Below are 14225 nucleotides of genomic sequence, written 5' to 3'. Positions count from 1 at the left end.
ACGATAAACGGCCTATTCAAAGCTGAGGTCATTCATCGCCGTGGCCCCTGGCGCAGCTTTGAAGCCGTCGAATATGCCACCCTCGAATGGGTCGACTGGTTCAACAATCGCCGCCTGCTGGAACCTATCGGGAATATCCCGCCCGCTGAGGCAGAAGCAAACTTCTATGCTGCTATGGAAAGATCAGATATGGCCGCGTAACTAAGACAATTCAGCCTCCGGCAAACCCGGCGCGGTTCAAGCATCTTTGACACCGTCTTGCGATCAATCCCGAACTGACGCGCGGCCTCGCGCTCACTCATACCTTCGACATGGCACGCTCTGCGCACCCGGTTATAAAGTTCCACAGAATACATCTCCCAGCCCTCAGCTTCCGCCTCGGGCATCAGAATGGCGGACTTTTAATCCGCGACGGTCAGGTAATCCGACCGTTTCTGTGGACCAGTTTGCCTCCGGGATTCACACATCGGAAACGCCGAGATCGAAAGGTTTAGAGGAGTTCTATCCAAGCAAGACATGAACGAATTGCACAAGGCCATCGGCCTCGGTGCACATGGCGTCGGAGTTGGTTCATTCGCTTACTTCCGGCGTATCTTCGAGCGACTGATTCAGTCGAGGTTCGACGAGTTCTATGAAACAGAGAGCTGGGATCCGGACACGTTTAGGACGGCTCGGATGGACGATAAGGTAGGGATTATCAAGAGCCATATCCCTGATGTACTTTTCGAGAACCGTAAGATTTACGCGGTCCTCAGTAAGGGCATCCATGAGCTTACTGAGGAAGAGTGCCTCGCCGCTTTCCCATGGCTCAAATCGTCGATCATGTTTATTCTCGACGATGACCTACGAAAGAAAGACGAGCTGAAACAACGGGAACAGGTCGCCAACGCGCTAGCAGGCTTTGGATAACTTCCCATGCAAGCAGGTGGCCGTTCCGCGTTGAAGCTGAGCGATGCATTTACAACGAAGCCCCGGACCTCGGGATGATCGGACCAGCGGTGAACGTCTAAGGGGCGGGAGTGCTGAGGGTTTTCAATGGGACACATGGCGGACCTGTTGGCGGGGTTACCTTGGTTACTTTAGGGAAGAGAGGGTCAATAACTAGGGGAACTGTTACCCTGTTTCTCCTTCTCCATTCCCTCTCTTCTTATCCATTACTTATACCTATTAGCTACCCCCGCCCAGTTATCCAGTATCTTCTTTATTCTTCATGGATACGTCCTCCTTCAAGAGGGCCGCTGAGTGAAGCGAGGAGAGGCAGGTAGCAGACCGATAGCCACGCGCTATCAGGGTCGCAGAAGGACCCAGAGGCCAGCCCTCAGCGGCGCTGATGGCGGGGGCATTCGCGGGGGCAGTTCGACCTCTGAGGAAGCCTGCCACGTCTTGCTTACGTGTCGGAAAGTTTACTGGCTGGGGTGGTAGGATTCGAACCTACGATACACGGTACCAAAAACCGATGCCTTACCGCTTGGCTACACCCCAACTGTCCGGGCGGTTTAATTCCAGTGTTCGGGGAGCGCAAGGGGCCGGAACCACTTTTGATGCAAAATCCGCAGTCTTTTATTCAGACCCTAGGAAAATTTTGCTGTCCGGCCACCCCTGCCCTGCGCGCCCCTATTTCAGCGGCTCAAACCCGCAGCGGATTCGCCTTGGCCAACGCATCGAACTGCATCAACGACGTCACCAACCCGCCCATCTGATCCAATGGGATCATGTTCGGGCCGTCCGACGGCGCGTTGTCCGGGTCCTCATGGGTTTCGATGAACACCGCCGCGATGCCAAGGCTGACCGCCGCCCGCGCCATCACCGGCGCGAATTCACGTTGCCCACCCGAGGCGCCGCCCAACCCGCCGGGCTGTTGCACCGAATGGGTCGCATCCATCACCACCGGATAGCCGGTCTTCATCATCGTCGGCAGGCTGCGCATATCCGCCACGAGGGTATTATAGCCAAAGCTGACGCCGCGCTCGGTCAGCATCAAACGGGTATTGCCGGTGGTTTCGACCTTGGCCACGACATTGGCCATATCCCAAGGCGCCAGAAACTGCCCCTTCTTGATGTTGATTACCGCCCCGGTTTCGCCGGCAGCCAATAGCAGATCGGTCTGACGGCACAGAAACGCCGGAATCTGCAACACATCGACCGATTTCGCGGCTTGAACCGCCTGCTCGGCGGTATGAATATCGGTCAGAACCGGCACGCCGAATTCCTCGCGGATGGCGGCGAGAATTTCCAGACCGGCCTCAATCCCCAAGCCACGCTTGCCGCCCAACGAGGTCCGATTGGCCTTGTCATAGGAAGCCTTGAAAATAAAGCTGGCCCCGGCTTCGGCACACACGGCCTGCATGGATTGCGCAATCATCCGCGCGTGGTCATGACTTTCCAACTGGCATGGACCGGCAATCACGGTCAGCGGGCGGTCGTTTCCGACGGTCAACCCGCCGATTTGCACATCTTTCATCACGGCTGATACCTGTATTCATGAACCCCGGCGCCCGGACGGGCACCCGATTAAATGCATACCAGCTCATCGCGCGCTTGCCACCCCCCGCAATCGCGGCGGAGGGGGCATGCCGTTTCAGGCCTCACTCAAGATGCTGTTTTTCGACCTTGGCCAGCTTGCCCGCCACGATCGCCACAACCGCAGCAAAGAAACTGAATAAGGCTCCCATTTTTGCCGCTTCCTGAACGACGCCGCCGTCAAAGGCCACGGTCGCAATAAACAACGACACCGTGAAGCCGATGGCCGCGACGCAGCCGAGGACGAACAGATCGATGATGCGCATCCCTTGCGGCAAGCCTAACTTCATCGGCCCAGCCGCCAGCCAACCGAACAGCAGAATTCCCGCCGGCTTGCCGATCATCAACCCGGCCAGCACCAGCCATGTCGGCGCCCCAATCGACGTGAATTCGACCCCGGCATTCATCAGGCCGAAGAAGAACAACACGATCTCGACCGGTATCTTCATGCCGTGTTCCATGACGTTGAGAAGATCATGCAGATGGGCTTCGGCCGCCGCGAAGATACCGAAGGCGCGGTCGGCATGGGGGATGGTCGGTACAATCGGCAACAGGCCCAGTGCCGGATGCAGCCCCGATTCCTGAAACCCGTACCAGCTGAGGCACCCGGCGATGATATAGGGCCACGCCCCAAAGGTCTTGCGGACCCAGGTGGAGTTGGGCCGCAACTGATTGCCCCGGTCCATTCGGCGCGGCAACCAGTTCGCCAGAAAGAAGACCGCCACGGCAGCCACCACCGACAACAACAGCCACGACGGCGCCAAGGCGGCGCTGGGATAAAAGATCGCCAAAATCAGCAACCCGCCCGCATCATCCGCAATCGCCAGCAGCAACAAGAAGCGCACCGCAGGATGCCCGGCCCCGAACACAATCCGCCCGACCAGATAGGAAAAAGCGATGTCGGTGGCGGTGGGAATCGCCCAGCCTTTGGCGACGGCATCGTACACATCCGACCCCAGCACCGCCGCCACCCCCAGATAAACCACGATTGGGCCGATCATCCCGCCCAGCGTCGCCACCAGCGGCGACGCCGCCTTCTTGCCGCGCAAGGAGCCCTCGTCCAAAATGATCGCTTCCCAGACCTCTTTGGCGGCAATGGCAAAGAACATCGCCATCAACACGTCATTGACCAGATAATGCAGGGTCAGGGTCCGGTGGATGTGACCGTTGGCATCCACATGCGCATGACCGATAAAGAAGTTGTCGATCAGCACCATCTCGGTGAAGTCATGATAGCTGTTCGGGGCCAGATTGACCCAGACAAGTGCCAATATGGCGCCGGAAATCAGCAAAAGCGAATAGTTCGCGATGAAATTCCAAACCCGGTACATGGACCCTCCAAACGATTGTGTGCGCTGCCAAGCCTACCGGAACGGATGGGCGCAACAATAGGCGTCTTGTCCCATTCTGCGGCGCAGCAATGCCCCGGCAATCGATCGCGCCCGGACATCAGCCCAAAACCTCGGCCACGCCTTCATTCTAGCACGATCAGGGGCAAAGCGCCGTCCCTTTGCGCCGCCCTTTGGTCGCGATGCGTGCGGGTCACCCGGCAGACCTCGGGTTCCGATGCCGCGGCCCATTGCACATTTATCTTTTGACGGGACGTCAGCGGACTTGCCGGGACCGCAGCCGCGACTAGATTGCACACATGCCCACCCCGCCGCCTGCCTCCCCCAGCCTCGGCGCAGAAATCGCCGCCTGCCGCCTCTGTGCGGAACGCTTTGCCGCGACCGCAAGCGCGCATCAGCCGCGCCCTGTGGTCTGGTTCCGGCCCACGGCCCGGTTACTGATCGCAGGCCAAGCACCGGGGATGCGGGTGCATGGGGCCGGCATCCCGTTTCACGACCGCTCCGGCGACCGGTTGCGGGACTGGCTCGGCCTGACCGAGGCCGAGTTCTATGACCGCGACCGGGTCGCCATCGTCCCGATGGCGTTCTGTTTCCCCGGCTATGACGCCAAGTCCAGCGATCTGCCGCCGCCGCCGATTTGCGCCCACACTTGGCATGCCCGTGTCATGGCCGAATTGCCCGACCTGCAGCTGATCCTACCAATCGGCGGCCCGGCCCAACGCTGGCATCTTGGACCCGCCGCCCGTGGCGGCGTCACCGCCACCGTCACAGCTTGGCGCAGCTTTCTGCCACGCGCCCTGCCCTTGCCACATCCGTCGTGGCGCAATACCGCTTGGCTGACCCGCAACCCCTGGTTCGCGACCGAGCTGGTGCCGGTCTTGCGCCAGCATGTTCGCCGCAGCCTGGAGACCCGATGACCGATCCGACCCCCCTTGATCTGGCCCACGCCGCCATGACCGATGCCCCTGACGACGATACCGCGCGTCTGGGGTTTTACGAACGTCTGGCCGATGGCGAACTGTTCTTGCTGCTCGACGCCGAACCCGAGGGCGATGCGATCTCTCCGCGCCCCTTCGCCACCGAGGACGGGACATTCGTTCTGGTGTTTGACCGCGAGGAACGTCTGGCGGCCTTTGCCGAAACCACCGCCCCCTATGCCGCCCTCTCGGGCCGCTTAGTGGCCAGCATGTTGGCCGGTCAGGGGTTTGGTTTGGCGGTCAATCCCGGCGTGGCGCCCTCGTCGATCCTGATCCCAGCCCCGGCCGTCGACTGGCTGGCCCAGACCTTGGCGCACGCGCCCGAGGCCACCGAAGCCCGGGCGCAGGAATTCACCAGCCCCGGCGGCTTGCCGGAACGCCTGATCACGGCCCTGGACACCAAGCTGGCCGCAGCAGCCGGACTGGCGCGAATGGCCTATCTTGTCGGGGTCTCTTATGATGGCGGCGGCCGCAGTCACCTGCTGGCGGTGGTCAACCCCGCCCCCGGGGCGGAAGCGGCGCTGGCCCGGGCCGTCGCCGAGGCCTTGACCTTCAGCGGCATCGAAGCTGGTGCCCTTGATGTCGGGTTTTTCAAAGCGTCCGATCCGGTCACGGCGAAACTGGCCCGGGTCGGCCTGCGCTTTGACCTGCCCGAGCCGCCCACCGCCGCCGAACCGCAAACCCCGGGCAGCGATCCGGCACGCCCGCCGATCCTGCGCTAACCACCCGCTGCCGGGTTTTCCCTCAGAACGTCCCACTCTATCGGCGCGCCTCACAGGGGCAGCCCTAGGGCTGTCCACCGCTTTACGTTGGGACACTGTGTAATACTCGTTGACCGAACGGACGGTTCCGCGCTCAATTGACGGGCAAGGCCGCGGCCGCGCCAACAAAATTGACACAGGAGGTCCCGGGACCAATGTCTCATCCCATTCTCAGCACCACGCTGCTTGCCACCACCCTGCTTTGTGCCAGCCTGATCCCGGCCACCGCCGTGACCTATGTGCGCGGCAATGACGGCGATCCCGAAACCCTCGACCAACACAAGACCTCCACCATCGCAGAGTCCAACATCCTGCGCGATCTCTATGAAGGTCTGGTGATCTATAACACCGCCGCCGAGGTGATCCCGGGCGTTGCCACCGCATGGGAAACCAATGCAGACGGCACCGTCTATACCTTCACCCTGCGCGATGACGCGAAATGGTCGAATGGCGATCCGGTGACGGCATCGGATTTTGTCTATTCACTAAACCGGATCATGGATCCCGCTACCGGCGCGAAATACGCCAATATCCTCTATCCGATCAGAGGCGCCGAGGCGCTGAATAAAGGCGAAGGCGGCACATTGGGCGTCACCGCCATTGATGACCACACGCTTGAGATCACGCTGGAACGGCCAACCCCCTATTTCCTAGAGCTATTGACCCACCAGACCGGCCTGCCGATGCATCCCGCGTCGGTGGACGAGTTCGGCACGGATTTCGTCCAGCCCGGCAATATGGTGACCAACGGCGCCTTCACCCTGTCCAGTTTCACCCCGAACGACAAAGTGGTGTTGCAAAAGAACCCGATGTTCCACAGCGCCGACACCGTGGCATTCGACACCGTCGAATATGTGCCGTTCGAAGACCGGGCCAACTGCGCCCGACGGTTTGAGGCCGGCGAGGTTCTGTCCTGCTCTGACATCGCCGCCGAACAGATCAAGGATTTGCGCAACCGTCTGGGCGATCAGGTCCGGGTCGCGCCTTATCTCGGGGTCTATTACTATGGCGTCAACAGCGCCCATGAACCCTTCGATGACCCGCGCATCCGGCAGGCCCTGTCCATGGCCATCGACCGGGAATTCATCGCCGATGAAATCTGGAGCGGCACCATGCTGCCCGCCTATAGCTGGGTTCCCCCCGGCATCGGCAACTATGTCGACGAACGCCCGCAACTGGATTATGCCACCCTGCCCATGCTTGACCGCGAAGATGCGGCCATCGCCTTGCTGGCCGAAGCGGGATATGGCCCAGACGCGCCGCTGCCCGTCGAAATCAGCTATAACAATGGCGAGAACCACAAAAATACCGCCACCGCGATTGCCTCCATGTGGGAACCGCTGGGCGTTGATGTCAGCTTCAACGTGCGTGATGCCTCGGCCCATTACGCCATGTTGCGGGACGAGAAGGCCCATGATGTCGCCCGGGCCGGGTGGATCGGCGACTATTCCGACCCGCAGAACTTCCTGTTCCTGAACCGCGCTGACAATCCCGGCTTCAATTACGGTAATTATAGCAATCCTGACTATGACGCCTTGCTGGACACCGCCGCCGAAACCGTCGATCTGGACGCCCGCGCCGTCATTCTGGCCGAAGCCGAGACGATGTTCCTACGCGACGTGCCGCAGATCCCGATCCTGTTTTATTCGTCGATGTCGCTGGTCTCGCCGCGCCTAACCGGATGGGATGACAACATTCAGAACGTGCATCCGTCACGCTTCCTGTCGATCACCGACTAACCACAACCGGGTGCCGGGCCGGTCAACGTCCGGCCCCCTTCCCGTCTGGACCCGCCATGTTCCGCTATGTGTTGCGCCGCCTTCTGGGGGCGATCCCCACTCTATTCCTGATCGTCACCGGCGCGTTCTTTTTGATACGCGTCGCCCCCGGTGGTCCGTTCGACCGGGAACGAACACTGGAACCCACCGTCATGGCCAATCTCAACCGGGTGTTTCATCTGGACGAGCCGCTCTGGCAGCAATATTTTTATTACCTCGGCAATCTGGCCCGCGGCGATCTGGGGCCGTCCTTTGTCTATCGCGACTTTTCGGTCGGGCAGTTGCTGGCCTCTGGCCTGCCGGTGTCCATGACCCTTGGTGGGCTGGCGCTGCTGTTGGCTTTGGTGGTCGGCGGCATCTTGGGCTGCATCGCGGCGTTGCGTCAGAACACCGGCATCGACTATGCCGTCATCGCCACCGCCACCTTCGGCATTACCGTGCCCAACTTCGTGGTCGCCCCTCTGCTGGCGCTGGTGTTTGGGGTTTGGTTGTCTTGGCTGCCCGCAGGCGGCTGGAACGACGGCAACCCCGCCAATCTGGTCCTGCCGGTGATCGCACTGGCCCTGCCGCAAATCGCCGTGGTCGCCCGCCTGATCCGCGGCTCGATGATCGAGGCCTTGCGCTCTGACCATGTCCGCACCGCCCGCGCCTATGGCTTGCCCACATGGATGATCGTCATCATCCACGCCCTGCGCGCCGCCTGCCTGCCCGCCGTCAGTTATATCGGCCCCGCCGCCGCCGGGCTGCTGACCGGGTCGATCATCATTGAGCAAATCTTCGGCCTGCCCGGGATCGGACGCTATTTCGTCACCGGCGCGTTGAACCGCGACTACACCCTTGTGATGGGCACGGTCATCATCATCGCCATCTTCGTGGTGCTGTTCAATCTGCTGGTCGACGTGCTGTATGCCCTGCTCGATCCGAGGGTCCGCTATGACTGACATGCCCCCCCTATCAGCCGCAGCCCTGCCCGACAGCAGCAGTCGCTCGCTTTGGGCCACCGCCCTGCTGCGGCTGCGGCGCAACCGGGCCGCGATGGGGTCCATCGTTGTGCTGATCCTGCTGTCCCTCGCGGGGATCTTCGGCCCGATGCTTAGCCCGCATGACTATGCCCGGGTCTACCCGGCCTTCGTCAAGGTCCCCGCCAGCGTCGAGGCCTATCCCCGCGCCGCGGACATCCTGCCCGCCGCCGAGCAGGTCCTGACCCGCGCCCGCCTGACCCCCGACACCATCCGCCTCGACGGCACGGTCCTGACCGTCACCGCCAGCGCCAGCCGGCCCATTGACCCCCGCGTTACCCGCTATCTCGACCGGTCCGATCTGTTCTCGAATGCCCGGGTCACCGCTACCGCGCCCGATGACCTGTCGGTGACCATGCAGGCCGATGTGGCGCGCTATTACTTCTTTGCTGGCACCGACGCCAATGGCCGCGACCTGCTGGCCCGCATCCTGATCTCGATCCGCATCTCATTGATGATCGGGGCGTTGGCCACCACCGTCGCGCTGATCGTCGGCGTCGCCTATGGCGCGACGGCGGGCTATCTGGGCGGGCGCATCGACAGCCTGATGATGCGGCTGGTCGACATCCTGTATTCGCTGCCCTTCATCTTCTTCGTGATCCTGTTGGTGGTGTTCTTTGGCCGCAACATCGTGCTGATGTTCATCGCCGTCGGCATGGTCGAATGGCTGGACATGGCCCGGATCGTGCGCGGCCAGACCATCAGCTTGCGCCGCCGTGAATTTGTTCAGGCCGCCGATGCCCTTGGGGTTGGCGCGGGCGGCATTCTGCGGCGTCACATCATCCCAAACACGCTGGGTCCGGTGATCGTCTATATGACCTTGCTGATCCCCAAGGTAATCCTGCTGGAAAGCTTCCTCAGCTTTCTCGGGCTCGGGGTGCAAGAACCGCTCAGTTCCCTCGGCGTGCTGATTTCGGAAGGGGCCAAAGACATGCGCGGCGCACCCTATATGCTGCTGTACCCCTCCATCGCGCTGACCCTACTGCTGTTCGCCCTGAATTTCCTTGGCGACGGGCTGCGCGACGCCCTTGATCCAAAGGACCGGTGAGATGACACAGCCCCGCTCCCCGCTATTTGAACTGGACGACATCCATGTCAGTTTCGCCACCCCCGATGGCCCGGTCGAGGCGGTGCGCGGGGTCTCGATGCAGATCGCACGGGGCGAAACCGTCGCGGTGGTCGGTGAAAGCGGCTCTGGCAAATCGCAGGCCATGATGGCCGCCATGGGCCTTTTGGCGGGCAATGGTCAGGTCACCGGTGCCGCCCGCTTTAACGGCGACAACCTGATCGGCCAATCCAAACGCGCCCTCGACCGCATTCGCGGCGCGAAGATCACGATGATTTTTCAAGAGCCGATGACCTCGCTCGATCCGCTCTACACCATTGAGCGCCAGATCGCCGAGCCGCTGATGGTGCATGGCGGGCTCAGCCGCCGCAAGGCCCGGGCCCGGGCGCTGGACCTGCTAGAACTGGTCCGCATCCCCAACGCCAAGGCCCGCCTCGGTGCCTATCCGCATGAATTGTCCGGCGGTCAGCGCCAGCGCGTCATGATCGCCATGGCCTTGGCCAATGACCCTGATCTGTTGATCGCGGACGAGCCGACCACCGCGCTGGACGTCACCATTCAAGCCGAAATCCTTGGGCTTCTGGCCGATCTTCAAACCCGGCTGGGCATGGCGATCTTGTTCATCACCCATGATCTGGGCATCGTGCAGGCCTTAGCCGACCGGGTCTATGTCATGCGCCACGGCGTGGTGGTCGAACATGGCCCCACCGACCGGATCTTCGCCGCCCCGGAAACCGCCTATACGACAATGCTGCTCGATTCTGAACCCACCGGCCGCAAAGCCCCCGTCGCCCCCGAGGCCGAGACGGTGATGGACGCCCGCGGCGTCACCGTCACCTTCACCACCCCCGCGGGCTTCCTCAGCCGCCCATCCGCGCCGATCCACGCCGTGCGCGCGGTTAATCTAAGCCTGCGGCGCGGCGAAACCTTGGGCGTGGTCGGTGAAAGTGGCTCGGGCAAGTCGACGCTGGGCCGCGCCGTGCTGCAACTTCTGCCCAGCGAGGGCCGGGTCAGCTTTTTGGGCACATCGATCTCGGGGTTGGATCGCAGCGCCATGCGCCCCTACCGGAAATCGCTGCAAATGGTGTTTCAGGACCCCTATGGCTCGCTCAGCCCGCGGATGACCGTGGGCGAGATTATCACCGAAGGCCTACTGGTGCACGCGCCAGAACTGTCCGCAAAAGACCGTGACGCCCGCGCCCGCGCCGCCCTGCAAGAGGTCGATCTCGATCCAGCCGTGCGCAACCGCTTTCCGCATGAATTCTCTGGCGGACAGCGGCAGCGGATCGCCATTGCCCGGGCGTTGGTGCTGCACCCGACCCTGATTGTGCTGGACGAGCCGACCTCGGCCCTCGACCGATCCGTGCAAAAGCAGATCGTGACCTTGCTGCGCGACCTGCAAATTCGCCACGCCATGTCCTATATTTTCATCAGCCACGATCTGGCGGTGGTCCGGGCACTGGCCGATCACGTCATGGTCATGCGGGACGGCACCGTGGTCGAAGCCGGGTCCACCGCGCAAATCTTTGACGACCCCACCAGCAACTATACCCGACGCCTGATGCGCGCCGCCTTTGATCTGTCGACCGTGCTCAGCGAACAATCCGTCGCCCGGACATGACAAAGCCCCGGCGGGTTGGCCGGGGCTTTGACGGTCCGATAAAAGTCCGACGATTGTCCGAAAGAAATCCGAAACCGGATTTCCATGGATTTGTCGCCGCTGCTTAGGCGATCTTCGCCAGCAATGCGTTCAGGCTGTCTTTGGCATCGCCATAGAACATCCGGGTGTTCTCTTTGAAGAACAGCGGATTTTCGATGCCCGAATAGCCCGTTCCCTGCCCGCGCTTGGACACGAAGACCTGCTTGGCTTTCCAAACTTCCAGAACCGGCATCCCGGCGATGGGGCTGTTCGGATCGTCCTGCGCCGCAGGGTTCACGATGTCGTTCGACCCAATCACGATCGCCACGTCGGTTTCGGGGAAATCATCATTGATTTCATCCATTTCCAACACGATATCGTACGGCACGCGGGCTTCTGCCAACAGCACATTCATGTGCCCCGGAAGGCGACCAGCCACCGGATGGATCGCAAAGCGCACCGTTTTGCCTTGGTCACGCAACCGCTTGGTCAACTCGCTGACCGCCTGCTGCGCCTGCGCCACGGCCATGCCATAGCCCGGGATGATCACGATGCTGTCCGCGTCGTCCAGCGCCGCAGCAACCCCATCGGCATCGATGGCAATCTGTTCGCCCTCGACCGCCATCTGTGGCCCCGAGGTGCCGCCGAATCCGCCAAGGATCACCGACACGAACGCCCGGTTCATCGCCTTGCACATGATGTAGCTCAGGATCGCACCCGACGAGCCGACCAAGGCTCCGACAACAATCAACAAATCATTGCCAAGCGTGAAGCCGATCGCCGCCGCAGCCCAGCCAGAATAGCTGTTCAGCATCGACACAACCACCGGCATATCGGCGCCGCCGATGCCCATGATCAGATGATAGCCGATGAACCCGGCAATCAGCGTCACCAGAAGCATGGTCCACAGACCCGCGCCCGAGACATACATGATGCCAAGGCCCACGCACAGCGCCAGCGCGCCCGCGTTCAGCATATGGCCACCCGGCAGTTGCTTAGGCTTGCCGTCTACTTTTCCGGCCAGTTTTCCAAAGGCCACCACCGAGCCGGTGAAGGTCACCGCGCCGATGAAGATACCAAGGGCCACTTCAACCTTCAGGATGCCAATCTCGACCGCTGTCTTCTTGGCCAAGGTTGCGGCAAAGCCCGCCAGATGGAGCAGATCACCGCCCGAAGCTTTCAGCGCCATGACGCTGCCCAACTCCAGATCGGCATTCAGCCCGATGAACACCGCAGCAAGGCCGACGAAGCTGTGCAACGCCGCCACCAGTTGCGGCATTTCGGTCATTTCGACCCGCTTGGCCACGATCGTGCCGATAATCGCGCCAAGCGCCACCATCAGAATCACGACCACATAGTTGCTCATGCCCGGCCCGAAGATGGTCGCGGCCACGGCCAAGGCCATCCCCGCAATCCCATACCAAACGGCGCGCTTGGCGCTTTCTTGTCCTGACAACCCACCAAGAGATAGGATAAACAGAACGGCTGCGGCAATATATGCCGCGGAAACAAGACCTTCCATGATCCCTCTCCCTTAAGATTTCTGGAACATGGCAAGCATCCGGCGTGTCACCAGGAAGCCACCCACGATATTAATCGAGGCAATCAGGATCGACACAGCGGCAAGGAACACCACCAGCCAGTTGTCCGAACCCACTTGCAACAAAGCACCCAAAACCACGATGCCCGAGATTGCATTGGTCACGGCCATTAGCGGCGTGTGCAGCGAATGAGACACGTTCCAGATCACCGAGAAGCCAACAAAGCAGGCCAGCACGAACACGATGAAGTGGCTCATGAAGCTGGCCGGAGCCGCCAACCCAACAAGACCGATCAGGGCCGCACCAGCGATCAGAAGCGTCACTTGGCTTTTCGTCGCGGCCTTGAACGCAGCCAATTCGGCGGCCTTCTTTTCCTCGACGGTCAGTGCCTTCGGCTTTTCCTTGGGCTTCTGAGCCGCAATCGCCGCAACTTTTGGTGGCGGCGGTGGCCAAGTGATGTCGCGCCCATGCACCACAGTGGCACCGCGGATCACGTCATCTTCCATGTTCTGAACCAGAACGCCGTCTTTGGCCGGCGTCAGGTCAGTCATCATGTGACGAATGTTGGTGGCATACAGCGTCGAAGCCTGCGTCGCCATCCGGCTGGGGAAATCGGTGTAGCCAACGATGGTCACGCCATTGTCGGTCACGATCTTTTCGTCCGGCACGGTCAGCTTACAGTTGCCGCCCCGCTCTGCTGCCAGATCGATGATTACCGAACCCGGTTTCATCATCGCCACCATGTCCGGCGTCCACAATTCGGGCGCTTCGCGGTTCGGGATCAGCGCCGTCGTGATGACGATGTCCATCTCTGGGGCCAGTTCGCGAAACTTCGCCAACTGGGCCTCACGGAATTCAGGGCTGGACGGTGCTGCATAGCCCCCGGTGGCCGCGCCGTCGGCGGCGGCCTCGTCAAATTCCAGATAGATGAACTCTGCGCCCATGGATTCGATCTGCTCGGCCACTTCGGGCCGCACATCGAACGCATAGGTGATCGCCCCAAGGCTGGTCGAGGTGCCAATGGCGGCCAGTCCGGCCACACCGGCACCCACCACCAGAACCTTGGCGGGGGGAACTTTCCCCGCTGCCGTCACCTGACCGGTGAAGAACCGACCGAAATTCGCCCCGGCCTCAATCACCGCGCGGTAGCCCGCGATATTGGCCATGGAGGACAGCGCGTCCATTTTCTGCGCCCGGGAAATCCGCGGCACCATATCCATGGCGATCACGGTGGCGCCGCTATCCTTGGCTTGCTCCATCAAGTCGCCATTGGCGGCCGGATAGATGAACGAAATCAACGTCTGTCCATCCCGCAGCAATCCGACTTCGGTTTCGGAAGGCGGACGCACCTTGGCAATCACGTCAGCCGCAGCATAGACCGCAGCCGCATCCTCCAGAACCGTCACTCCGGCTTCGGCATATGCGGCATCCGGGAACCCGGCTGCCAGCCCTGCGCCGGCCTCGACCACGCAGGAATATCCGATCTTAGCCAGTGCAACCGCAGAGGCAGGCGTCATCGCAACGCGATTCTCACCCGGAAAAACCTCGGTGGGTGATCCAATCACAAGCGTCATA

The 14225-nt window shown here is 61.6% G+C and carries 12 protein-coding genes and 1 tRNA gene; 8 read left to right on the top strand and 5 right to left on the bottom strand.

The features are described from left to right. The coding region (locus BV911_RS15545; protein WP_139840022.1) for an IS3 family transposase at nucleotides 1-201 on the top strand (201 nt) is incomplete at its 5' end. Between the two features lie 315 nt (nucleotides 202-516). Continuing rightward, a complete protein-coding gene (locus tag BV911_RS15535; RefSeq protein ID WP_086054533.1) occupies nucleotides 517-909 on the top strand; it encodes a hypothetical protein in 393 nt (130 codons plus the stop codon). 498 nt (nucleotides 910-1407) lie between these two features. On the opposite strand, the gene BV911_RS15530 is transcribed toward BV911_RS15535, so the two are convergent. The 3 genes from BV911_RS15530 to BV911_RS15520 form a co-directional block, all read right to left on the bottom strand. Beyond that, nucleotides 1408-1482, bottom strand: a tRNA-Gln gene (locus BV911_RS15530). A gap of 145 nt (nucleotides 1483-1627) precedes the next feature. After that, nucleotides 1628-2461, bottom strand: a complete 834-nt coding sequence (gene kdsA / locus BV911_RS15525) for a 3-deoxy-8-phosphooctulonate synthase (protein ID WP_086054532.1) — start codon at nucleotides 2459-2461, stop codon at nucleotides 1628-1630. Between the two features lie 124 nt (nucleotides 2462-2585). Then, a complete protein-coding gene (locus tag BV911_RS15520; RefSeq protein WP_086054531.1) occupies nucleotides 2586-3851 on the bottom strand; it encodes a Na+/H+ antiporter NhaA in 1266 nt (421 codons plus the stop codon). Nucleotides 3852-4168: 317 nt separating this feature from the next. Here BV911_RS15520 and BV911_RS15515 point away from each other — a divergent pair, with 317 nt between their 5' ends. The 6 genes from BV911_RS15515 (at nucleotide 4169) to BV911_RS15490 (ending at nucleotide 11091) form a co-directional block, all read left to right on the top strand. Beyond that, nucleotides 4169-4786, top strand: a complete 618-nt coding sequence (locus tag BV911_RS15515) for a uracil-DNA glycosylase family protein (RefSeq protein ID WP_086054530.1) — start codon at nucleotides 4169-4171, stop codon at nucleotides 4784-4786. Beyond that, nucleotides 4783-5568 carry an SseB family protein gene (locus tag BV911_RS15510; RefSeq protein WP_086054529.1) on the top strand — a complete coding sequence of 262 codons (786 nt, stop codon included), beginning with the start codon at nucleotides 4783-4785 and terminating at the stop codon, nucleotides 5566-5568. The genes BV911_RS15515 and BV911_RS15510 overlap by 4 nt, the downstream gene beginning before the upstream one ends. Before the next feature lie 194 nt (nucleotides 5569-5762). After that, entirely contained in the window at nucleotides 5763-7346 is a 1584-nt protein-coding gene (locus tag BV911_RS15505; protein ID WP_086054528.1) for a peptide ABC transporter substrate-binding protein, read from the top strand. Between the two features lie 56 nt (nucleotides 7347-7402). Next, nucleotides 7403-8326 carry an oligopeptide ABC transporter permease OppB gene (oppB, locus tag BV911_RS15500; RefSeq protein ID WP_086054527.1) on the top strand — a complete coding sequence of 308 codons (924 nt, stop codon included), beginning with the start codon at nucleotides 7403-7405 and terminating at the stop codon, nucleotides 8324-8326. Then, entirely contained in the window at nucleotides 8319-9452 is a 1134-nt protein-coding gene (locus tag BV911_RS15495) for an ABC transporter permease subunit (protein ID WP_086054526.1), read from the top strand. Before oppB ends, BV911_RS15495 begins: the two co-directional genes overlap by 8 nt. Before the next feature lies 1 nt (nucleotide 9453). Next, nucleotides 9454-11091: an ABC transporter ATP-binding protein gene (locus tag BV911_RS15490; RefSeq protein ID WP_086054525.1), complete on the top strand. Its 1638-nt coding sequence runs from the start codon at nucleotides 9454-9456 to the stop codon at nucleotides 11089-11091. Nucleotides 11092-11194: 103 nt separating this feature from the next. On the opposite strand, the gene BV911_RS15485 is transcribed toward BV911_RS15490, so the two are convergent. Further along, complete coding sequence (locus BV911_RS15485) at nucleotides 11195-12634, bottom strand: NAD(P)(+) transhydrogenase (Re/Si-specific) subunit beta (protein WP_086054524.1); 1440 nt, start codon at nucleotides 12632-12634, stop codon at nucleotides 11195-11197. A gap of 9 nt (nucleotides 12635-12643) precedes the next feature. Then, nucleotides 12644-14224: a Re/Si-specific NAD(P)(+) transhydrogenase subunit alpha gene (locus BV911_RS15480; protein ID WP_086054523.1), complete on the bottom strand. Its 1581-nt coding sequence runs from the start codon at nucleotides 14222-14224 to the stop codon at nucleotides 12644-12646. Between the last annotated feature and the right edge of the window lies 1 nt (nucleotide 14225).

The sequence above is a fragment of the Pseudoruegeria sp. SK021 genome (genome assembly GCF_002119405.1).
Taxonomy (GTDB): domain Bacteria; phylum Pseudomonadota; class Alphaproteobacteria; order Rhodobacterales; family Rhodobacteraceae; genus Meridianimarinicoccus.
Note: the sequence above shows the minus strand (reverse complement) of the source record. Positions and strands in the feature narration are given on the sequence as shown.

Excerpts from the sequence above, each read along its gene's own strand:
- BV911_RS15535 (WP_086054533.1), top strand. The coding sequence starts at position 517 with ATGAACGAATTGCACAAGGCCATCGGCCTCGGTGCACATGGCGTCGGA.
- kdsA (WP_086054532.1), bottom strand. The coding sequence starts at position 2,461 with ATGAAAGATGTGCAAATCGGCGGGTTGACCGTCGGAAACGACCGCCCG.
- BV911_RS15510 (WP_086054529.1), top strand. The coding sequence starts at position 4,783 with ATGACCGATCCGACCCCCCTTGATCTGGCCCACGCCGCCATGACCGAT.
- BV911_RS15520 (WP_086054531.1), bottom strand. The coding sequence starts at position 3,851 with ATGTACCGGGTTTGGAATTTCATCGCGAACTATTCGCTTTTGCTGATT.
- oppB (WP_086054527.1), top strand. The coding sequence starts at position 7,403 with ATGTTCCGCTATGTGTTGCGCCGCCTTCTGGGGGCGATCCCCACTCTA.
- BV911_RS15490 (WP_086054525.1), top strand. The coding sequence starts at position 9,454 with ATGACACAGCCCCGCTCCCCGCTATTTGAACTGGACGACATCCATGTC.
- BV911_RS15505 (WP_086054528.1), top strand. The coding sequence starts at position 5,763 with ATGTCTCATCCCATTCTCAGCACCACGCTGCTTGCCACCACCCTGCTT.
- BV911_RS15515 (WP_086054530.1), top strand. The coding sequence starts at position 4,169 with ATGCCCACCCCGCCGCCTGCCTCCCCCAGCCTCGGCGCAGAAATCGCC.
- BV911_RS15495 (WP_086054526.1), top strand. The coding sequence starts at position 8,319 with ATGACTGACATGCCCCCCCTATCAGCCGCAGCCCTGCCCGACAGCAGC.
- BV911_RS15480 (WP_086054523.1), bottom strand. The coding sequence starts at position 14,224 with ATGACGCTTGTGATTGGATCACCCACCGAGGTTTTTCCGGGTGAGAAT.